Consider the following 21,935-nt stretch of genomic DNA (forward strand, 5'->3'; position numbering starts at 1 on the left):
TTGCATCGACAAGGATTTATCCCATTAGTCTTGTTAGAATACCGAGCATCTTGATGCCTTCCATTCCCACTTTTTTTAGATCAGGTGCCCATGAAGATTTTAGTCGATGAAAATATGCCCTATGTTGAACCGCTATTTGGCGATCTCGGGGAAATTATTCCTGTTAATGGCCGCACGTTAACCGCAGTGCAAGTGCGCGATGCCGATGTGTTATTAGTGCGCTCAGTCACCAAAGTGAATGCCGAGTTGCTCTCGGACAATCATCAACTGAAGTTTGTCGGCAGTGCCACTATAGGCACAGATCATGTGGATTTAGCCTACCTTGCCGAGCGTAATATCCCCTTCTCTAATGCGCCAGGTTGCAATGCGACTGCGGTTGGAGAATTTGCTTTTATCGCTATGCTGGAGCTAGCACAGCGGTTTGATTCGCCGCTTAAGGGCAAGGTCGTCGGCATAGTGGGCGCGGGTAACACTGGCACTGCAACGGCAAAATGTTTGCAAGCCTATGGTATTAAAGTACTGCTTAACGATCCCATTAAAGCTGCAGAGGGCGATCCGCGTAGTTTTGTGAGTTTAGAGACCATCATGGCGCAGGCCGATATCATCAGTTTACATGTGCCCATCACGCGAACGGGCGAGCATAAAACCAAACATTTGTTCGATGAGGCGCGCTTAAAGGCGCTCAAACCCAATACATGGTTAGTGAATTGCTGCCGCGGTGATGTGATAGATAACAAAGCACTTGTCAGAGCTAAACGCCAGCGTGATGATCTCAAACTTGTACTCGATGTGTGGGAAGGTGAGCCAACACCGATGCCTGAACTCGTACCACTGGCTGAATTTGCCACGCCGCATATTGCAGGTTACAGCTTAGAAGGTAAGGCGCGCGGCACTTTTATGCTCTATCAAAAGCTGTGTCAGTTACTTAATATTGCTGCCGATAAAAGTCTGCTGGATCTCTTGCCAAGCTTTAACATTAAGGCGGTCGAACTTGCGACCGCGCCGAATGAAAAAGCGTTATTACAGCTCGCGCGTTTTGTCTATGATTTGCGCGATGATGACAAGATGTTCAGAAATACATTCTTAAATGAGAATGGCTTCGACACTATGAGAAAAAATCACCAACATAGACGCGAATTTAGTGCATTGGCGCTGGCTTATGACGGTCAATCTGAGGTAGATTGGTTGTCTAATTTAGGTTTTTCAGGAGTCGGTCAGTAGCTATGTCACAGGAATTTAATGTTGTCGTTTTAGGTGCATCGGGCGCAGTGGGTCAAACTATGATAGAGATCCTCGAAGAGCGTAATTTCCCGGTTGCCAATTTGTACCCTTTAGCCAGTAGCCGCAGCGCCGGTGAAACGGTCAGCTTTCATGGCAAACAAATTACCATTCTCGACGTAGAAACCTTCGATTGGACCCAAGCTCAAATTGGTTTCTTCTCTGCAGGTGGTGATGTTTCCGCCAAATGGGCACCGATTGCTGCTGAAGCAGGCTGTGTTGTGATTGATAACACCTCTCACTTTAGATACGACATCGATATTCCTTTGGTTGTACCTGAAGTGAATCCGCATGCTATCGCTGATTTCCGCAATCGCAATATCATTGCTAACCCAAATTGCTCAACCATTCAAATGCTGGTGGCACTTAAGCCAATTTATGATGCCTATGGTATCAGCCGCATTAATGTGGCAACGTACCAGTCAGTATCGGGCACAGGTAAAAAAGCCATTGAAGAATTAGCGCATCAGTGCACTAAATTACTGCAAGGTTTACCTGCCGACGCTGAAGTCTATCCAAAACAAATTGCTTTTAACGTATTGCCACAAATCGATAAATTTATGGATAACGGCTATACCAAAGAAGAAATGAAAATGGTCTGGGAAACCCAGAAGATTTTCGGTGACGATGAGATTTTAGTGAATGCGACTGCCGTACGTGTGCCTGTGTTTTATGGTCACTCTGAAGCCATTAATATCGAAACTCGTCAGCCTGTTGATGCCGAAGACGTTAAAGCTTTACTGCGTAATGCCGAAGGAGTGGTATTGTTTGAATCCGATGATGATTATCCAACAGCAGTGACAGATGCCGCAGGAACCGATCCGGTTTATGTGGGTCGCATTCGTAAGGATATTTCTCATTCTCACGGGATTAACTTGTGGGTTGTGTCAGACAATATTCGTAAAGGCGCAGCCTTGAACAGTGTGCAAATTGCCGAGATCTTAGTGAGAGATTATTACTAAGCATTAGATTGCATTTGATGCCCATTGAAAAGCCTGCTGTCAGCAGGCTTTTTTTGTTTTACAATTGTGAACAGTAGCAGGGCGGGGATTTCTGGTTTATAGTAATCTCAATAAATACAATTGCCTAAAGCCTGTTATCAGTGAGATAACTTTATAGCGCTTCAAAGGGAAGGATTGATGAAATTTCGCACTTCGTATCTTGTGGGTCTAATGGCCACTGTTTTAGCTGTTTCTTCTACCGCTTATTTTATTGATCCCGCCGTTGCTGCAGATACACCAAGATTAAAACCCTTAAAAATCATGGGGCCAGACGGACAGATCCGTCAAGTTAACCATCAATATGGTCCAACGACATCGAAAGACACTTTTTGGAGCATAGCGCAAAAAGTCCGTCCTGATGCCAGTGTTAGCGTCTATCAGGTGATGGCCGCCTTATACGATGCTAACCCTCATGCGTTTAACTCTGCCAGTTATAACAGTTTAGAACGCGGTATGATCCTGCTCATTCCGTCTAAAGAAGTCATGCTGTCGATCCCCAATCGTATGGCGATAGCCAGAGCAGAGCAAAGTGATAGACAATCTCGGGCTCCGGCGAAAGCAGCGTCTAAACCACCAGCTAAGGTGACGACAGCAAAAGCGCCAGTCACGGCTCCTGCGGTGATTGTTGAAACGAAAGTGACACCACCTAAAGCGGTTGTTGAAACACCTGTTCCAGAAAAGCCCAAGATGCTGAGTTCAGATGTGACGGCGCGGTTAGAAGCGGCAGAAAGCAAAAATCTGTCATTAACCGATGAATTAGCCCGCACGCAAGATCAACTCTCAGTGCGCACTTCAGATGTTGAAGCGCTAAAAGTTAAAGTTGAAGAATTAAATCAACGGATTGCTGTGCTGGAAGAAACACTTCAAGCCAGCAAACTACAAAACCAAGCCTTGAAAGCCGAAGTTGAAGCTGCGCAAGTGCCAGAGACGATAGCTGTTGAAGCTGAAGTAGAGGCAGAGGCACCGATTGAGCCCGATGACTTGTGGCGCAATATCCTTAACAGTCCTGCGTTATTGATTGCCGCGGCTGTGATCCCTGCCTTGTTCTTACTGCTTGCTGTGTTCTGGTTCCTGCGCCGTAAACGCAATAAAGAACGTCGTGAAATGCAGACACAAGAAGCGGTTATGGCCGCCGGTGCCGCTGGGATTGCAGGTACCGCCATCATGGATATGGATGATGACGATTTAGACGATATGGCGGTACATTTAGATTCTGACCATGCGGACTCCATCGATAGTCTTCTTGATATGGGCAGTGTCGATTTACAACCTGAGCAAGATTTGACTGACTCCCACGATCAGATGGATATGGCTTCTGAAATGTTTGTCGATCCGGGGATCTCTGCCGAACCTGAGGTTGAAGACGAAGGGCAATCTCTTGATGATCTGTGGGCCGAAGCCATGGGCGATCAGGGAGAGGATATTGTTGAGGAGAAACCTAAATCTGGCAATATTCTTGAGGAAGCCGATCTTGATGCACTATTAGCGGGCCTAGGTTCTGACGACAGCACTTCTGAAGACAGCACCGAAGCCGAAGAGGATTTAAGTGAATTAGAGCGTAACTTTGCGAGCGATTTAGCTCAAGAAGATGACAGTAATGATGTTACTTCTAAGTTGAATGATGTTGAAGTCGCAGACACTAAACCTGCCGATGAAGCCATCGCGGATGACGATGATCTTGATGCATTACTTGCCGAGTTTAGTGTTCCTGCAAAAGATACTGAGACTGCACAAGCGCCTGCCCCAGACGTTGTTGCATCTGATGATGAAGATCTCAGTGCTGCCATCGCGGCAGAACTCGGTGATGAGCTAGATGATGAACTTAGCGGAGAAGACGTTGATGATATCGATGCCTTATTGGCTGATTTCGATAAACCAACGCCAGCCGCTGAACCTGAAGTCGAGCCTGATCTTGGCGCTGAAATTGCTGCTGAACTAGATGCGGAGCTTAATGAACTGGGCGTAGAAGACACCGATGACATCGATGCCCTGTTAGCCGATTTCGATAAACCTGCAGAACCTGAAGTTGAACCTGATCTCGGTGCTGAAATTGCCGCAGAGCTAGACACTGAGCTTAATGAACTGGGCGTAGAAGATACCGACGACATTGACGCCCTGTTAGCCGATTTCGATAAACCTGCAGAACCTGAAGTTGAACCCGACCTCGGCGCTGAAATTGCCGCCGAGCTAGACGCTGAGCTTGATGAGCTGGGTGTGGAAGATACCGACGATATTGATGCTCTGTTAGCGGATTTTGATAAACCGACGCCAGCGGTTGAACCTGAAGTCGAGCCCGATATTCGTGCTGAAATTGCCGCTGAGTTAGACGATGAGCTTAATGAATTAGGCGTAGAAGAATCCGATGATATTGATTCACTACTGGCGAGTTTTGATGCTGAGCCTGAACTCAAAGTCGATGCAGAAGATGATGATATCAGTGCAGAAATCGCCGCAGAATTAGAAGCTTCGTTACCGGAAGACATAAAAGGTGAAGCGTCAGGTGATGATGATTTAGATGCACTCTTAGCTGAGTTTGATGTGCCGGAGCAATTGGATGCCGATGAAGATGAATTCGACTTTGATATGGAAACGGCGCAACTCGATTCAGACGACAATTCAGTTGACGAAGATAATTTACTTAAAGGCATAGGTGCGGCTCACTCTATCGACGGCACCGATGATACTTTTACATTAGTCGAGGAACTGAGTGACGATAACGACGCTGATGTATTAGCGACGGCCGCAGTCACTTTGGCCGCTGCTGCAGCCGCGGCCAGTGTTAAAGAAAAAGAATCTTCTTTCTTTAATGATTTAAAAGCCAATAAGAGCAAAGATCCCCATGTGCTCGATTGGGACTCAGAGCTAGATTTTGCACCTAAGGCTAAGCCTGCTGCAACGCAAGCAGATGTAACGGCTAATGATGTTGAGCCTAATAAAGATGCCACTGCGCTCGATTATGCTTCTCAAGAGAAGCCCATTAATGCTACGCGTAACGATATTGATTATAGTGAAGATTTTAAACTTGATATCAAAGAAGACGCGGATGATTTGGACCTTGAGCAAGGGCTAGACTTAAGTGACGATAACGTGCTCGCCGCTTTTACAGCCAATACAGATTATGACGATGAAGATGTGTTGACGTCGGAAGACAGTTTCTCTCTGGTCGATGATCATAATCTTACCGTCGATGAAGCCTTGGCTGCACTCGATGCCCAGGAGTCGCGAAAAGCGCAGAAAAAGTTTGTTCCTGACCATGATTTAACCAGTTTTCAAAATGAAAACGGTTTTATCGACATCGACAAGTTGCTGAATGATGCCGATGAAGAGGGCGCAGATACCGATTTGTATTCGGAAGTTGACGTTGAGATGAGTGATGTCGGTGCCTTAATCGGTGATGCCGCGATGATCGATGTTGATGATGAAGAAAACTCAGTCAACGCTAAGCTGGATTTAGCGCGTGCTTATATCGAAATTGACGACAGCGACAGTGCGAAAGCCCTGCTCAAAGAAGTGCAAATTGACGGTAACGAGCGCCAGCAGGATGAAGCAGGACGTTTGCTCAAAGAGATTAGTTAATCCCGGTTGAGAGTGTTTCAATCTAACGGCGCCTTCAGCGCCGTTTTTTTTATGGGCTGCTGTGATAAAATGCGCCGCTAAATCAATTGTGAGGATAAGTGATGCGGATTGCATTAGGTATTGAATATGACGGTAATGGTTATTTTGGCTGGCAACGTCAGGCCGAAGTCGATTCAGTACAAGGGCAATTAGAACGGGCGTTATCGATAGTGGCCAATGAGCCTATCGGCGTCTTCTGCGCTGGCCGTACCGATGCGGGCGTGCATGCCACAGGCCAAGTGGTCCATTTTGAAACCAATGCTATTCGTAATGAAGGCGCATGGACCTTAGGGGTGAATGCTAATTTGCCCGACAATATTGCCGTTCGTTGGGTCAAAGAAGTCGACGACAGTTTCCATGCGCGCTTTTCGGCCACCGCCAGACGCTACCGCTATGTGATTTATAATCACACTTTTCGGCCTGGGATTTTACGCCATGGTGTAAGCCATTATCACGGCAATATCGATGCTGACAAAATGCACCAAGCGGCACAGGCACTCTTGGGTGAGCAGGATTTTACTAGCTTTCGCGCTGTTCAGTGTCAGTCGAAAACACCGTTTCGTAATGTGCATTGCGTTAATGTAACGCGCCAAGGTATGTATGTGATTGTTGATATCGCCGCGAATGCTTTCTTGCATCACATGGTGCGCAATATTGTCGGTTCATTGTTAGAAATCGGTCTAGGTAATCAGCCACTGACTTGGATGGGCGATTTGCTCGCGTTAAAAGACAGAAACCAAGCCGCAGCAACGGCTAAACCCCATGGACTCTATTTAGTTGATGTGACTTATCCAGAACAATATCAATTACCTAAGCTCGCTCTTGGGCCATTATTCATATTGGATTGAAAAGATCTTATTTGAGAGATAATCGAATACGAGGATATACGGACATGCTTACAGTACCAGCGTCAAATGCAGCATTGGAACAGTGGTTGGATTATTTGCTATCTATACATCCAACCGAAATCGATATGGGGTTAACCCGTGTCTCTAAGGTCGCGCAAACCCTGGGTCTTTTGGATTTAGGTACAACCAAGATAGTGACAGTGGCGGGGACGAATGGCAAAGGCACCACCTGCGCCATGCTCGAAAATATTCTGCGCCTATCGGGTTTGACTGTGGGCGTATACAGTTCGCCACACATGCTGAAGTACAACGAGCGAGTGCGTATCAATGGTAGCGATGTCAGTGATAGTGGTTTTGTTACGGCATTTGAGCAAATTGAAGCCGCGCGCGGCGATATTTCTCTGACCTTTTTTGAGTACGCTACGCTCGCAGGCTTGATACTCTTTAAAACCGCTAAGCTTGATGTGGTTATCTTAGAAGTCGGTTTAGGTGGACGGTTAGATGCTACCAATATTATCGATGCCGACATTAGCGTACTGACGTCGGTCGATTTAGACCATGAAAGTTATCTCGGTAATACCCGTGAGCTTGTGGGCCGTGAAAAGGCGGGCATTTTCCGCCGTGGTAAACCTGCCATTGTGGGTGAACCCAACTTGCCACACACTGTCAATGATGTCGCCAATGAGGTTGGCGCCATCTTGTATCGTGTCGGTAATGAATTCAGTTATCAAGCCCATGGCAATCTGTGGGATTTTCAAGGTCAAGTGCTCAAACTGCACGATTTAGCGTTACCAACTTTGCCATTACCTAATGCGGCGACTGTATTGGCAGTGATTGAACAGGGCTGGCCGGATATCACGCCTTCAATTATTGCTGAGGGTATTAGCACGGCTCGGTTAACGGGTCGATTAGAGCGGGTGAGTGAGCAACCGTTAGTGTTACTCGATGTTGCCCATAATCCCCATGCTGCGCGGTTTTTGGTACAACAGTTAGCGCCAATCGTTGTGGGTAAGCGCGTGTTCGCCCTTTGCGGCATGTTGAAGGATAAAGATATCGCAGGTGTGTTGCCTGTGATCAACCCTCTGATCGACACTTGGTATTTGGTCAGTCTGCACGGAGAGCGTGGCGCGAGTTCGGCCATGTTACGCAAAACATTAGCCACTGAGGCTGCTGCATTTGAGTTTGAGGACATATCTGAGGCTTGGTCTGCATTAAAAGCGCAAATTAACCCAGATGATGTGGTAATTGTGTTTGGCTCCTTTTACACTGTGGCAGGTTTTAAGTCTCAATTTATGCAGGAAGTCAGTTTTGTCTAGCCAGTTTCATAATCGTTTAGTCGGCACTGTAGTGCTGGTTGCGCTTGGGGTAATTTTTTTGCCGGATATTTTGGATGGCAAAAAAGATCGCCAAGAAGAGCAGTTTTCCGAAATTCCTTTGCGCCCGACCGTGATTGAGCAGCAAAAAGCCGACGATGATATGTTTGAAGTCTTGTCGGCCGAGGATGCTGCTGCGCTGAATGGGACTGAGGTCGCCTTAGCCGAAATGCCAGTTAATGCTGACAATGAAAAGTCTGCCGTTGCGCCAGTAATCGAAGTCGCAAAGCAAGATGTTAAGAAAGACGTTAAGCCTGATGTTAAAAAAGCAGAGCCTAAGCCTGAAACGAAACCTGAAGCTAAAAAAGAGCCGCCTAAAGCCACTGTAAAAACTGAGCCGGCTAAAAAAGCGGACGCTAAAGCGACTACTGTGGCTAAGGCTGAAAAGCCTAAAGCAGAAACGCCCAAAGCCAGTGCAGCCAAAGAGGATGCCGTTAAAGTGGTCAGCCGTGACAGCTTGAAAAGTGGCTTTACCTTGCAGCTTGGCAGTTTTAACAACGCAACGAATGTTAAAGCCTTGGTTGCACAGCTGCGTAAGAGTGGTTTTAAAGCGTACACTATTCCTGAAAACCCTAAAGATGGCGTATTAACTAAAGTGTTTGTCGGACCCGATGTGTCTGAAGCAAAGCTGAAGAAAGTACAAGTTGAGGTGGAAAACCTTACACGTCTCAAGGGCTGGATTGTTCCTTTTAATCCCTTAGAATCTTAATGGTGATACAACACACGAGACTGAAAATGATTTATTTACCTCACTAGGGGTGAGAATCGTTTCAGTCTCTGGTAGAATCGCGCCGTCTTAAAGCCCATGTCGGAAAGCCATCTCAATGGTTTGGATTGATTACGCTATCATATTCGTCATCGGATTATCGACTCTCATCAGTCTGATCCGTGGATTTGCCAAAGAAGCCATGTCCTTAGTGGTATGGTTTGCGGCTTTCTTTGTTGCCAGCCAATTTTACCAAGATCTTGCCGTTCACTTAACACAAATGAACGATGAGATGCTGCGTAATGGCGTTTCTATTGCCATCCTCTTTATTACCACTTTGGTACTCGGTGCCTTAGTTAACTATATTCTCGGACAACTTGTTGTCAAAACCGGATTATCTGGCACTGACAGGCTTTTGGGCTTGTGCTTCGGTGCTATTCGAGGCGCGCTTATTGTTAGCGCCTTGTTGTTTTTCATGGATGCTTTCACAGGCTCTCCCAACTCCCAATGGTGGAAAGATTCTGTGCTAGTGCCCGAATTTGGCGTTGTTATTCAATGGTTTTTTGACTATTTGGAAAATACCTCCAGCTTTGTACCCAAACTATAAGAAAGAAAATAAAATAATCCTAAGTGATAGAACATCTTACAATGAGGAAGCTTACCCATGTGTGGTATCGTCGGAATAGTTGGCCAATCATCGGTTAATCAGACCATTTATGATGCACTGACAGTGTTGCAGCACAGAGGTCAGGATGCGGCAGGTATTGTGACCATTGATCGTGGTGCTTTCAGACTACGTAAAGCCAATGGTTTGGTTAAAGACGTTTTTGAAGTCAAACATATGCAACGCCTACAAGGTAATGCTGGTATTGGCCATGTGCGTTATCCAACTGCGGGCAGTTCAAGCGCATCTGAAGCGCAGCCTTTCTATGTTAACTCGCCATTTGGGATCTCATTAGCCCATAACGGTAACTTAACCAACACAGTCGAATTAGCCGAAGGGCTTATCAAAAAACGTCGCCATGTGAACACCACTTCGGATTCTGAAGTCTTGTTAAACCTGTTGGCCGACGAACTGCAAAAAACCACGAGTTTGACTCTGACGTCGGAAGAAGTGTTCGATGCGGTCGCTAACGTACACCAACAAGCTCGTGGCGCTTACGCGGTTGTTGCCATGATTATTGGTCAAGGCTTAGTTGCGTTCCGTGACCCATTTGGTATTCGTCCTTTGGTATTAGGTAAGCACGAAACTGCCACTGGCACTGAATACATGGTGGCTTCTGAAAGTGTGGCACTCGATGCCGTTGGCTTTGAAGTGATGCGTGATGTTGCACCGGGTGAAGCGATTTATGTTTCAATTGACGGCCAGCTGTATACCCGTCAATGTGCAGCCGAGCCTAGCTATGCACCTTGTATCTTCGAATTTGTTTATTTTGCCCGTCCAGATTCGACGATCGACAAAGTGTCTGTATATGCAAGTCGCGTCAACATGGGCGCTAAGCTTGGCGAGAAGATTAAGAAGGAATGGTACGATCACGATATCGACGTGGTTATTCCTATTCCTGAAACCTCTTGCGATATCGCGCTGGAAATTGCTCGTTGCATGGATTTACCGTACCGCCAAGGTTTTGTGAAAAACCGTTATATTGGCCGTACCTTCATCATGCCTGGTCAACAGGAGCGTAAGAAGTCAGTGCGTCGTAAGTTGAATGCCATTAACACTGAGTTCAAAGGCAAAAATGTCCTGTTGGTGGACGACTCTATCGTTCGCGGTACGACCTCAGAGCAAATCATCGAAATGGCCCGTGAAGCCGGTGCCAAGAAAGTGTACTTTGCCTCTGCCGCACCGGAAATTCGTTTCCCGAACGTGTACGGTATTGATATGCCAACGTCGAATGAGCTTATTGCACACGGTCGTGATGCCGATGAAATCGCCAAGTTAATTGGTGCTGATGGCATTATTTTCCAAGACTTACCCGATTTAATTGAAGCGGTAAGAATGGAGAATCCTGCGATTAAACGTTTCGAAACGTCCGTATTTGATGGTCACTACATCACGAACGACGTTGACCAAGCGTATTTAGATCACTTGACGCAACTGCGTAATGACGATGCCAAAGCCGATCGAAATAAAGATATTGGCACTAACTTAGAGCTGCATAACGTCTGTCACCCATAAGGATTGTGGGTAATTCAGTATCGTAAAGTTTGTGTCCTTTTTGTTCTAAACGATACAAAAAAAGCCAGTGAGAAATCACTGGCTTTTTAATGGCTTATATTTGCTTAACGGATCATCGTGATAACGTCTACGTATTTATGCGTTGCGCTGTTTCAGTCATTACATTTTCTTCAGCGTGCTTACGTTCAACCCAGTAATCCGCATTTTTAATACCCAGTTTTACCGGATCAAAAAGTGGCTCTATGCCAAGTGCCTGCTGTGATTCATAATCTTTAAGGCAAGTGAATGCGGTTTTCCTCAATAGAATAATGGCAATAATATTGAGCCATGCCATGAGTCCAACACCAATGTCGCCCATTCCCCAAGCCATATCAGCCGTTTTAACTGTGCCGTATACGGTTGAGCCAATGATCACGACTTTGAGAACGACCATGAACCAAGGATGATTTACTTTACGGTTAATATAGGCAATGTTGGTCTCGGCAATGTAGTAATAAGCCACTATGGTCGTAAAGGCGAAGAAGAACAGTGCGATAGCCACAAAGATATTGCCAAATCCTGGCATCATACTTTCCATTGCCGTTTGTACGTAGCCTGGTCCTGCAGCGACTCCGGCAATGCCGGTATAGAGCGCCGCACCGTCTGGGCCCTGAACATTATACAGTCCTGTAATGAGCAGCATGAAACCTGTTGCAGAGCAAACGAATAAGGTGTCGATATACACAGAAAAAGCTTGAACTAACCCTTGTTTGGCTGGATGGCTTACCGCCGCTGCAGATGAGGCATGTGGCGCTGTACCTTGACCCGCTTCGTTGGAGTAAATACCCCGCTTTACCCCCCACATGATGGCTAAGCCTAAAATGGCACCAAAACCCGCATCAAAGCCAAAGGCACTTTTGATAATTAACCATAAAATACCCGGTAGCTGGCCAATATTTAGCGCTATGATGACACAAGCCACTATGATGTAACCCAGTGCCATAAAGGGGACGACGGCACTGGCAAAGTGAGCGATACGTTTTACACCGCCAAAAATGATAAAGCCTAGAAGCATAGCCAGTATGGCTGCAGTCACATTAGGATCTATGTTGAAAGCGGTTTTTAAACTTGAACCAATCGAGTTAGCTTGTACGCCCGGCAGCAGGATCCCGCAGGCAAATATGGTCGCAATTGCAAATACCCATGCATACCATTTCATGCCTAAGCCTTTTTCAATATAAAAAGCAGGTCCACCGCGATACTCACCATTGATTTTTTCTTTATAGACTTGACCTAAGGTAGATTCAACGAAAGCGGAGCTGGCACCGAGAAAGGCAACCATCCACATCCAAAATAAAGCGCCAGGACCACCAAAGGTGATTGCTGTGGCAACCCCTGCAATGTTACCTGTACCGACTCGGCCCGCTAATGTCATCGCGAGTGCTTGAAAAGACGACACTCCCGCATCAGTACTCTTACCATCAAACATCAGGCGGATCATTTCTGGCAGATGGCGCAGCTGCAAAAATCGAGTGCGAAGGGAGAAATAGAGCCCGACACCTAGGCAAAGAAAAATAAGTGCAGGGCTCCAAATTACACTATTGATCGCGTTGACAATCTCATTCATAGACTCCGATTCCTTTATTGTGTTGTTTTAGCAGAGTTTTTAGGTTTACGGTTATTCAACAGATGTTGAGTTAGGACATTCACTTTTGATTAAGACATTTTTTGTAAATATCCAAGATACTCAACATAACTATTTTTTAGGGAGCTTCATAGTTAAAGTGTTAAATATTTGAAACCAATGTGTTTTGAAATTGAGTTTTAGCATGGATAAATAGAGCGGAGGGGCGAGTTAACTCGAAATACGGTAGTGATTTATTATGAATGTCAGTTATCCCATTACCCAAAGTAGCATCCACACGCCGAATAAGCTGCTTAAGCTATGGCGCGTGATTTGATGGCTGAGTAATAGAGATAAACTCACAGCAATAGGAATGACGAGAATGAATCCCCATGCTAACGGCATATCGATGATTTTCATTTGTCCCAGCCAGGTACTGGTGAGCATGCTTATTGCGAGTAACATTAAGCTATGGAATATCAATAACTGATTGAATCTTAATATTAATACTGGAGTTATTGTCATAGCCTGTCGCGCATTTATTGCAAACTGTCTCATAGTCACTCCTTAGTTATTTAGTGTATCTTATGCCTTGTTGAGAATCATTCGCAATTGAATTTACACTTAAGCTTTTACATTTAAGCTCGGTTTACTACAGAAATTTGCACTCAACTGGCGTTTGGGCTAAATTATACTGTAATTATATCCAGTGCTTGGTGTTTGTATGATTCTCTATATCGCAGAAAAACCTAGCCTAGGGCGGGCCATTGCCGATGTATTGCCTAAACCCCATAAAAAAGGCGATGGATTTATCGAAGCCGCCAATGGCGATTGTGTGTCTTGGTGTGTCGGTCACTTGCTCGAGCAAGCAGAACCTGATGCCTATAATCCTGAATTTAAGTCTTGGAAATTCGAGCATTTGCCAATAGTGCCAGACAAGTGGCAACTAAAACCTAAGGCTGCGACCCGCAGCCAACTCACAGTGCTAAAACGATTAGTCAAACAAGCCAACACCTTGGTTAATGCGGGCGATCCCGACCGTGAAGGGCAGTTACTCGTGGATGAAGTGATTGCCTATCTTGGCGTGACGGGGGACAAGCTACATCAAACTCAGCGTTTACTGATCAGTGACTTAAACCCACAAGCTGTAAAACGAGCTCTAACGCAGCTACGCAGTAATCGCGAGTTTATTCCTTTATCCACATCAGCCTTAGCCCGCAGTCGTGCCGATTGGCTCTATGGCATGAATATGACGCGTGCGTACACCATCCAAGGTAAAAAGGTCGGTTATCAAGGCGTGTTATCCGTCGGCCGAGTACAAACGCCATTGCTTGGGCTAGTGGTGCGCCGTGATGAAGAGATTGCCCACTTTCAATCTAAGCCTTTTTATGAAGTACTAGCGCATTTGGCGACCGAGAAGCAAGAAACTTTCAGCGCCAAGTGGCAACCTAGCGAAGCTTGTCAGCCTTATATGGATGAAGAAGGACGAGTGTTAGTGAGAGGGTTAGCGCAAAATGTGGTGAGTCGCATCAGTGATAAACCCGCCTTAGTCACTCAATTAGTGGCTAAGGACAAGAAACAGAATCCACCATTGCCCTACAGCTTATCCGCGTTACAGATTGATGCGGCTAAACGGTTTGGTATGAGTGCTAAGGATGTGCTCGATACCTGCCAAAGTTTGTATGAACGCCATAAACTCATTACTTACCCACGCTCCGACAGTCGTTATTTACCCGTTGAGCAACATAACCTTGCGCCTTCGGTTCTTAAGGCGATAAGTGACGGCGCTGCTGAGTTATTGCAAGGTGCTGATGCACCCGATCCCCGTCTTAAATCTAAAGCATGGGATGATAAAAAAGTGGACGCCCATCACGCAATCGTCCCCACAGCGAAGACGGCTAACTTATCTAGCTTGAGTCAGCGTGAGAGGCAGTTATATCTTCATGTTGCTCGCCAGTACTTAGCCCAGTTTTATCCGGCTTATTGTTACAGTGAAACCACAGTGCAAGTGACAATCGAGGGGGGCTTATTTAATACCAAGGCGCGTCAGGATAAATCCCTCGGCTGGAAGCAACTCTTTGCCCGCCAAGAGCCTAATGGCAGTAAGGCGAGTGGCAACAAGTCGACGGAAGAAAGCGCAGGTAAGGACGATGAGGAGAATGACGAGTTTATCGGCCAATTACCGCCTTTGAAATTGGGACAGGCTTTGCATTGTACTCGAGGCGAATTGTTGGAGAAAAATACTCAACCACCAAAGGCCTTTACCGATGCCACTTTACTCGGTGCTATGACGGGTATTAGCCGTTATGTGACCGATCCTGAGATCCGTAAAATTCTTAAAGAAACCGATGGATTAGGTACAGAGGCTACCCGTGCAGGTATTATCGAATTGCTGTTCAAACGCGGTTTTTTACAACGCCTAGGTAAATCTATTGTCTCGACAGACGTGGGGAAAGGATTGATTAACAGCTTGCCCGCGAGTGCGACTACGCCGGATATGACAGCGCTTTGGGAAGCGAGCCTGAACGGCATTTGCCATAAAGAAACCTCTTATCAAGCCTTTATGCAGCCACTGCTCGGCACCTTATCCACGCTTATCCAGAATGCAGGCGCACAACTGCCAACCGCGCTTAATGGTTTACAAGGCCAAGGTTATCGTAAAACGGCAAGTAATAAATCTGGTTATCGTAAGTCGTACTCTAAAAAATCAAGTTCAGCGAAAGGTATAGGTACAACAAAAAACGATGGTTCCAACAAATATGCTTCCCAAAAGACCAGTTCCAAAAGTTCGGTAACTCGATCAACCAGTCGTTCAGCTTCTAATAGCCGTAAATCTACAACAGCAGTGTAATGACACACTTGTTGCATATATGTCGTTATTGTCTCTTGATGTAATAACGACATTTAATTTATCTAACGGTATTTAACAACCGATAATCACGATATTTCGAGATTGCCTGATCCGTATCTAAAAAACACCTTGATTTTCAGCTTTTCCTCCCGGTGGCATATAACCTGCTTAGTATTGTTTGGGGAAAATAATATATTAAATAAATCATGTAATTATATGTGGTTTCGCTGAATTTAAAGGTAGATTAAATGAAAAAGACATTGCTCGCTTTGATGATCCCAAGCTTATTGTTAATGGGAACTGCTCAAGCCGTTGAGTTGTATAATGACCAAACTAACAGCGTTAACATGATAGGTTGGTTAGGTTTTGCCGCGTTAAATGATGGTCATGAAACTTCCGTTATAGATAATTTTTCTCGTGTTGGTTTTCGTTTCGACCGTCAAGAGAAAAATGGCTGGAGCTCCTTTGCCCATACGGAATGGGGTATCAATATGGTGACCAGTGATGACGGCCTTATATACACGCAAGGCCAAGGTGGCGGTCAGTTATCTGCATCTAAAAATTCAGATTTTTTATTCAATCGATTGGGTTATGTAGGGATGTCCCATGAGAAATGGGGAAAGATCAGTTTTGGTAAGCAATGGGGGGCTTACTATGATGTTGCTTACACAACCGATGTGCTCAATGCTTTTACGGGGTGGTCAGTGGGGGCCTATACCTTCGGTGACGGTGGTTTAACAGGGGCAGGACGTGCCGATGCTGCGCTGCAATATCGTAATACTTTTGGTAATCTACATGTCGCAGTGCAGTATGCCTCTAAACAAAATAGCGATGTTGCCTTGTATGATGGCAGTGGTGCTCCCTTGAATGATGGTTCCGAATTGAGTTTCGAACCTAGCTACGGTGCAAGTGTAACTTACAACTTTACTGATAAATTTAAAGTGCTAGCGGGATTTAATCGTGGTGATTTTACCGGAAATCTTGCAGGCCAAGAGGTTGATAACACTAACCAAATTATTGGGATTGGCGCCCAATACGGTAGTTTCTATCAATATGCTCCAGGTCGTGATGCTGACGGTTTATACGTAGGTTTTAACGCCCATAAGAGTGAGCAAAACGAATTAGTGGGGGGAGATTTATATGATTCAACTGGAGCAGAGTTTATTGTTGCTTATCAGTATGATAATGGTTTCGTTCCAACAGTATTACTGACATATCAAGATCTTGATACCGATGTAGATACTGCGATCCAAGGAAAATGGACACGCCAATTTGCAGTGTTAGGTCTGCATTATCGCTATAGCCGCGACACAATTATGTACGTTGAGGCCAAAATAGATTTCAGCAGTATGGATGATAAAGCCTATGAAGATCTACAAGATAACAACTATGCGGTGGGAATCCGTTATTTCTTCTAGATCCTATGGTTATCATTAATTTTTCAAAGGTCACTTATGTGACCTTTGTTATTTATGCACTTTGTTAACCGATGCTTTCTATTTTTGTTATAGAGCACTCGTTAGCCTTGAAAGATTATACAATCCCCAGTTTCTTCATTTTGCTGCGCAGGGTATTGGCATTGATGTCCAATAACTCAGCCGCACCTCCTGGACCATAGAGTTTTCCACCTGTAATCCTCAGTGCATGACTAATATATTTTCTGGTCATAACATCAAGGGGCACAAGTTTATCGCTCGCATAGTTTGGATCTATGATAACGGTTTGATTTGCTTGGGTCGTAATTTCCTCACCCTGATGTGGAGCAAGGAAGCCAAAATCTAACGGTCCTGAAGGTTGTTGTATTATCGCCCGTTCGAGCACGTTAATGAGTTCTCGGACATTTCCTGGCCAAGCGTATTGATTCAGAATATTCAATTGTTCCGGTGTAACTCTTGGTAATTGAGGCAGGTTGAACTTTGAACTCAGTTGCTCGATAAAATGCTGTACGAGTAAAGGAATGTCTGTACGTCTTTGTCTTAATGAAGGGATTTCAATAGGGAAAATAGCTAAGCGATACCAAAGATCTTCCCGAAACATTTCTCTGTGTACCATAGCTTGTAAATTTCTATGGGTGGCAGCCACTATACGAATATCCAGCTGTACAGCATCATGCCCACCCACACGGGTAATACTGCTATTTTGAAGCACACGGAGTAATCGAACCTGTGCGGATAGTGGTAGCTCACCAATTTCATCGAGGAAGATAGTGCCGCCATTGGCTTGTTCGAAGTAGCCAATTTTACGGGACTCAGCCCCAGTAAATGCCCCTTTTTCATAACCAAAGAGTTCGGAGTCAATCAAAGTATCTGGAATGGCGCCGCAGTTGACCTTGATAAAGGGCTTATCCGAACGTTCAGAAAGTTCGTGAATAGCATTAGCTATCACTTCTTTTCCACACCCCGTTTCACCCAGCATTAGGACGGTCGTATTAATCTTGGCAATAGATTGCACTTGCTGCATGACGTGTTTCAAGCCTGAATTGGCTCCCACTACGCCATTCTGGACATCCAGTGTTCTGCGAAGACTCACATTCTGCTTTGAGAGTGCTTCATTTTCTTTAAGTAAATTACGTCCGCGTAGATTTAGTGCAGTGATTAAGGCTAATGCATGCATATGCGGAGCAATTAAATCAGCATGACGAGGGCGAAAAACGCCTGTCGTTTTGGCATAAAATCCGACTATCCCAAGGTGGGTATTTTCGATAGACATTCTCAAAATGATCAGCGAACGAATACCACTGATCACCTTAGGCGCAACTAAAGCTGTGATTGGGTCGTGCTCAATATCATTAACAATTCTCACGCGTGGGCGTTGAGGATCATCTAAGCACTTAGCCAGTTCTTCAGGGATAGATATTTGCCTATCTAAGGTACATGATTGGTTAGCATTGACATGAGCAATAAATTGTATGTCATTAAATTGTTTGCGAAAAATATTAATAAATAGCCCATCAATAGGCAGTTCATCCCGAATAAACTCGAAGTAACTTTGCAGGGACTTTTCGAGTTGTAGGCTACTGCATAATCTCAGTGTCGATTCGTGATAAAAGTGTTTTTCCATTGATATTTCATGTTAATCATTAAGTATCGTGATTGTAGATCTTTATATTTCGTGATTCCGTGCCTCTAATCAAAGTTCCCCACTTAATTACCTCTTTTTAGGTGCTTGGCACAGCGCATGCACTTCCATGCTGACAAGTTCCAGCCATTATTGAAGGAAGTAAGCATGAGTAAAACTCAAGATATTGATACGGGCCGTCGGCAGTTGCTAAAAGGTGGGGCTGTGATGGCTGCGGGCTTTGGGGCTGCAATAGCCTTACCTGCAACAGCAAGTTGCGATGCTGTTCCTGAAGCATTCGACGAGATTGTAGATGTGCTGGTCGTCGGCAGCGGCTTTGCTGGTATGTCTGCAGCATTACAAGCAAGGGAAGTCGGTGTCAGTGTGATGGTTGTGGACAAGATGCCTGTCTTTGGCGGTAACTCAACAATCAATGGCGGTGCCATGGCTGTGGCGGGCTCTGAGTTGCAAAAACAGGCCGGAATTAATGATTCTGTCGATGAAATGGTCGCCGATATGATGCGAGCAGGTCGGGGCATGAACGATGTTGAGATGTTAAAACTGGTGTGTAATGGCACGGCTGAATCCTGTCAGTGGTTGATTGAACATGGGGTTAAGTGGAAACCTTTTGTACAGCATTTTGGTGGACACTCAATACAACGAGTCTTGCAAACCGTTGAAAGTTCAGGGGCAGGTATTATCAGACCGCTGATTAACGCCGCGAGAGATAAAGGCGTGGTGATGAGAAATCAGACCAAGCTCGAAAGCTTTGTGAAAGATCTCGATGGTCGCGTGATTGGGGTCGAAGTTCGTGAAGGTTTTTATTTCCCTAATGAGCGAACCGGTAAAATACGTCGCATAGGCGCGCGCCGTGGTGTTGTCATGGCAACGGGGGGCTTTGGTCGCGATATTGAATATCGCATGATGCAACTACCTGAGTTAAATAACGACTTAGATTCCACCAATCATGCTGGTGCAACTTCAGAAGCCCTAAAGCAAATGATGCTCTTAGGTGCTAACCCTATTCATTTAGACCAAATTCAACTCGGCCCATGGGCATCTCCCGATGAAAAAGGCTTTGGTACTGCATCCCAGTTCAACACGATTGCGACCTATCCCCACGGTATTGTGGTGGATGTGCGCACTGGTGAACGTTTTTTCAATGAACTTGCAGATCGTAAAGCGAGAGCTGACGCTATCATGACTCGCCGTGATGAACATGGTCAGCCTGTTTATCCTATTGGTTTCACTAATGCAGAAGGGGCTAGTAAGGCGCAAACCTTAGATTGGGGACTGAAATATAAGGTGATTAGTAAAGCAGAAACCTTAGACGAACTTGCTGCTATTTATGGTATGCCAGCCAAAGCACTAAAAGCTCAAGTCGCCCGTTGGAACGAAGCGGTAAAAAATGGTGTTGATAAAGAATTCGCACGTCCTCTGCAAGAAGCCATTGTGCTAGATAAAGGGCCTTGGTATGCCGTTCGTATGTGGCCAAAAGTTCACTATTGCATGGGCGGCGTTAAAGTGAATACCCGATCAGAAGTACTGCATTTAGTCACCAACCAAGCCATTCCAGGGCTGTATGCCGCAGGTGAAGCAACCGGAGGAATTCACGGTGCTAGCCGTTTAGGCGCTTGTGCTGTCGCAGAGGGCGTTGTTACTGGTCGCAACGCGGGCCGAAATTGTGCCGCGGCAAAGGCGGCGGTGCTTAAGCAAGCATAATTAGATTTTTATTAAAAATTACAATGTATTGGAGAATGGTAATGAATAAATCAGTGTTGATGGCATCGCTTACTTTAAGCCTACTCTCTGGGAGTGCTTTAGCGATGGAGCACGTTGTCCTCGATGGTAAACATTTAACGCAAGAACAAGCATGGGCAATCGCCGATGGCGCTAAAGTCAAGATTGCATCTCAAGCGAAAACCCAACTCGTTAAAGCTAATAGTTTGTTGATGGAAGCTGCTCGTTTAGGTAAGCCTGTTTATGGTCTTACTGTGGGCGTTGGTTTGAACAAAGATCACAAGTTATTTGATGCCAATGGCAAGTTAAGTGATGAAGTGCTTGAGGCATCACGTAACTTTAACTACAGCACTTTTCGAGCTCATAGTGCAGGAGTCGGTGACGCTGCACCGATTCGGTTAACTCGATTAGCCTTGGCGGTACGCTTAAATACTATGCTCGCGGGACAAACAGGGGTGCAACCTGTTGTGGCTGAACTCTATGAGGCATACCTTAACAAAGGGTTAACGCCAGTCATCCCCGCCCACGGTACTGTAGGTGAAGCGGATATTTTGCTCTCATCCCATGTCGGGTTAGCTATGGTGGGTGAGTGGGAAGTATTCTACAAAGGACAACGTGTTAGCAGTAAAGATGCTATGGCGGATGCCGGAATTACACCACTTGTGCCTATGGGTAAAGATGCGCTATCAATTCTGTCTAACAATTCGTTTTCAGTTGCTTATGCGATGCAAGGTTACCGTGAGGCCAAGCAATTACTCTCTATCTCGCCAACGCTATTTGGTTTAAGCCTTGAGGGATTAAATGGTAACGTGGCGCCATTTTTACCACAAACCAATGATATTCGTCCTTTCCCTTATATTAAAGCCAGCACAAGTGACATTCTAAAACAGTTAGATGGCAGTTATTTATGGCAGCTTAATGATGAACGTCCTTTGCAGGACCCTCTCAGTTACCGAACGACAGCATACACGTTAGCCAGTGCTGAACAAGCGTTAGCAGAATTGAATTATGTGGTAAATATTCAAATAAATCATTCGGATGATAACCCTGCAGTTATTGTTGGCGCATCGAATGAGTATGCGAAGTTTCCACAGGTTGCTAAGTATATTGTCGAAGGGCAAGGTGGTGTGTTCCCAACCACGAACTTTGAACCTTTGCCTGTTGCACTGGCAGTACAAAACTTGAGCGTGGCGTTGACGCATGTATCCCATAACAGTGTCATGCGCACTATCCACTTATCCGATGATCACTTTACTAAACTGCCACGCTTTTTAAGTGCTCCAGGTAATAATGGCCATGCTTTTGGCGCGATTCAAAAAGCTTTTGTAGATATGCAGGTTCGTAATAAACAGTTGGCGACCCCAGTGTCATTTGATGGGATTTCAATTGCGGGGGGAATTGAAGATACTTTCACTAACCTGAAGCTTGCTGCGGACAATTTGATCCAGATTGTCGACAACACACGTGTGATCTACGGTTTAGAGTTGCTGCATTCAAGTCAAGCAATTGATTTACGTAAGTTGGCCACTCCAGATCTTCATTTAGGTAAAGCGACCGAAGCCATGTACAAGGCTTACCGAGAAAAAGTGCCATTTGTTGCTCAAGATCGCCCATTCACGCCTGATATCCAAACTTCAACTGAATTTATCGCAAATTATTAATATGTTATGCGGGGCAGTATGCC

At 45.4% G+C, this 21,935-nt stretch carries 15 protein-coding genes; 12 read left to right on the top strand and 3 right to left on the bottom strand.

The window, feature by feature from the left end; genetic code table 11:
- The first annotated feature begins 90 nt into the window (after nt 1-90).
- The 8 genes from L5M17_RS07070 (at nt 91) to purF (ending at nt 11,000) form a co-directional block, all read left to right on the top strand.
- A complete protein-coding gene (locus L5M17_RS07070) occupies nt 91-1,221 on the top strand; it encodes a 4-phosphoerythronate dehydrogenase (RefSeq protein ID WP_263146223.1) in 1,131 nt (376 codons plus the stop codon).
- Nucleotides 1,222-1,223: 2 nt separating this feature from the next.
- Nucleotides 1,224-2,240 (top strand): aspartate-semialdehyde dehydrogenase, encoded by a 1,017-nt coding sequence (locus L5M17_RS07075; protein WP_131523510.1) that lies wholly within the window; start codon nt 1,224-1,226, stop codon nt 2,238-2,240.
- 177 nt (nt 2,241-2,417) lie between these two features.
- Entirely contained in the window at nt 2,418-5,855 is a 3,438-nt protein-coding gene (locus tag L5M17_RS07080; protein WP_263146227.1) for a FimV/HubP family polar landmark protein, read from the top strand.
- Nucleotides 5,856-5,956: 101 nt separating this feature from the next.
- Nucleotides 5,957-6,742: a tRNA pseudouridine(38-40) synthase TruA gene (gene truA / locus L5M17_RS07085; protein ID WP_212600666.1), complete on the top strand. Its 786-nt coding sequence runs from the start codon at nt 5,957-5,959 to the stop codon at nt 6,740-6,742.
- A gap of 44 nt (nt 6,743-6,786) precedes the next feature.
- Entirely contained in the window at nt 6,787-8,058 is a 1,272-nt protein-coding gene (gene folC, locus L5M17_RS07090; protein ID WP_263146232.1) for a bifunctional tetrahydrofolate synthase/dihydrofolate synthase, read from the top strand.
- A complete protein-coding gene (locus L5M17_RS07095) occupies nt 8,051-8,824 on the top strand; it encodes an SPOR domain-containing protein (RefSeq protein ID WP_028761031.1) in 774 nt (257 codons plus the stop codon). The genes folC and L5M17_RS07095 overlap by 8 nt, the downstream gene beginning before the upstream one ends.
- A gap of 115 nt (nt 8,825-8,939) precedes the next feature.
- Nucleotides 8,940-9,428, top strand: a complete 489-nt coding sequence (locus tag L5M17_RS07100; RefSeq protein WP_028761030.1) for a CvpA family protein — start codon at nt 8,940-8,942, stop codon at nt 9,426-9,428.
- Between the two features lie 57 nt (nt 9,429-9,485).
- A complete protein-coding gene (purF, locus tag L5M17_RS07105) occupies nt 9,486-11,000 on the top strand; it encodes an amidophosphoribosyltransferase (RefSeq protein WP_028761029.1) in 1,515 nt (504 codons plus the stop codon).
- Nucleotides 11,001-11,127: 127 nt separating this feature from the next.
- On the opposite strand, the gene L5M17_RS07110 is transcribed toward purF, so the two are convergent.
- Nucleotides 11,128-12,606, bottom strand: coding sequence for an alanine/glycine:cation symporter family protein (locus L5M17_RS07110; RefSeq protein ID WP_105252099.1), 1,479 nt, complete (start codon nt 12,604-12,606; stop codon nt 11,128-11,130).
- Nucleotides 12,607-12,873: 267 nt separating this feature from the next.
- The gene (locus L5M17_RS07115; protein ID WP_263146234.1) at nt 12,874-13,161 is read right to left on the bottom strand and encodes a hypothetical protein; all 288 of its coding nucleotides are present in this window, start codon (nt 13,159-13,161) and stop codon (nt 12,874-12,876) included.
- 166 nt (nt 13,162-13,327) lie between these two features.
- On the opposite strand from L5M17_RS07115, the gene L5M17_RS07120 reads away from it, so the two are divergent.
- Both L5M17_RS07120 and L5M17_RS07125 read left to right on the top strand, forming a co-directional pair.
- The gene (locus L5M17_RS07120; protein WP_263146236.1) at nt 13,328-15,454 is read left to right on the top strand and encodes a DNA topoisomerase III; all 2,127 of its coding nucleotides are present in this window, start codon (nt 13,328-13,330) and stop codon (nt 15,452-15,454) included.
- Nucleotides 15,455-15,702: 248 nt separating this feature from the next.
- Entirely contained in the window at nt 15,703-16,872 is a 1,170-nt protein-coding gene (locus L5M17_RS07125) for a porin (protein WP_263146239.1), read from the top strand.
- A 115-nt stretch (nt 16,873-16,987) separates the two neighbouring features.
- On the opposite strand, the gene L5M17_RS07130 is transcribed toward L5M17_RS07125, so the two are convergent.
- Nucleotides 16,988-18,514: a sigma-54 interaction domain-containing protein gene (locus L5M17_RS07130; RefSeq protein WP_028761024.1), complete on the bottom strand. Its 1,527-nt coding sequence runs from the start codon at nt 18,512-18,514 to the stop codon at nt 16,988-16,990.
- Nucleotides 18,515-18,679: 165 nt separating this feature from the next.
- Between L5M17_RS07130 and L5M17_RS07135 the strand changes: the two genes are divergently transcribed.
- Complete coding sequence (locus L5M17_RS07135; RefSeq protein WP_263146242.1) at nt 18,680-20,233, top strand: flavocytochrome c; 1,554 nt, start codon at nt 18,680-18,682, stop codon at nt 20,231-20,233.
- A gap of 41 nt (nt 20,234-20,274) precedes the next feature.
- Nucleotides 20,275-21,912, top strand: coding sequence for a histidine ammonia-lyase (hutH, locus tag L5M17_RS07140; protein WP_263146245.1), 1,638 nt, complete (start codon nt 20,275-20,277; stop codon nt 21,910-21,912).
- Nucleotides 21,913-21,935: the final 23 nt, after the last annotated feature.

Origin of the sequence: Shewanella sp. SW24, assembly GCF_025653395.1 — a bacterium.
GTDB classification, from domain to species: domain Bacteria; phylum Pseudomonadota; class Gammaproteobacteria; order Enterobacterales; family Shewanellaceae; genus Shewanella; species Shewanella oncorhynchi.

Excerpts from the sequence above, each read along its gene's own strand:
- truA (WP_212600666.1), top strand. The coding sequence starts at position 5,957 with ATGCGGATTGCATTAGGTATTGAATATGACGGTAATGGTTATTTTGGC.
- folC (WP_263146232.1), top strand. The coding sequence starts at position 6,787 with ATGCTTACAGTACCAGCGTCAAATGCAGCATTGGAACAGTGGTTGGAT.
- L5M17_RS07115 (WP_263146234.1), bottom strand. The coding sequence starts at position 13,161 with ATGAGACAGTTTGCAATAAATGCGCGACAGGCTATGACAATAACTCCA.
- L5M17_RS07120 (WP_263146236.1), top strand. The coding sequence starts at position 13,328 with ATGATTCTCTATATCGCAGAAAAACCTAGCCTAGGGCGGGCCATTGCC.
- purF (WP_028761029.1), top strand. The coding sequence starts at position 9,486 with ATGTGTGGTATCGTCGGAATAGTTGGCCAATCATCGGTTAATCAGACC.
- L5M17_RS07080 (WP_263146227.1), top strand. The coding sequence starts at position 2,418 with ATGAAATTTCGCACTTCGTATCTTGTGGGTCTAATGGCCACTGTTTTA.
- L5M17_RS07070 (WP_263146223.1), top strand. The coding sequence starts at position 91 with ATGAAGATTTTAGTCGATGAAAATATGCCCTATGTTGAACCGCTATTT.
- L5M17_RS07125 (WP_263146239.1), top strand. The coding sequence starts at position 15,703 with ATGAAAAAGACATTGCTCGCTTTGATGATCCCAAGCTTATTGTTAATG.
- L5M17_RS07135 (WP_263146242.1), top strand. The coding sequence starts at position 18,680 with ATGAGTAAAACTCAAGATATTGATACGGGCCGTCGGCAGTTGCTAAAA.
- L5M17_RS07075 (WP_131523510.1), top strand. The coding sequence starts at position 1,224 with ATGTCACAGGAATTTAATGTTGTCGTTTTAGGTGCATCGGGCGCAGTG.
- L5M17_RS07100 (WP_028761030.1), top strand. The coding sequence starts at position 8,940 with ATGGTTTGGATTGATTACGCTATCATATTCGTCATCGGATTATCGACT.
- L5M17_RS07130 (WP_028761024.1), bottom strand. The coding sequence starts at position 18,514 with ATGGAAAAACACTTTTATCACGAATCGACACTGAGATTATGCAGTAGC.
- L5M17_RS07110 (WP_105252099.1), bottom strand. The coding sequence starts at position 12,606 with ATGAATGAGATTGTCAACGCGATCAATAGTGTAATTTGGAGCCCTGCA.
- hutH (WP_263146245.1), top strand. The coding sequence starts at position 20,275 with ATGAATAAATCAGTGTTGATGGCATCGCTTACTTTAAGCCTACTCTCT.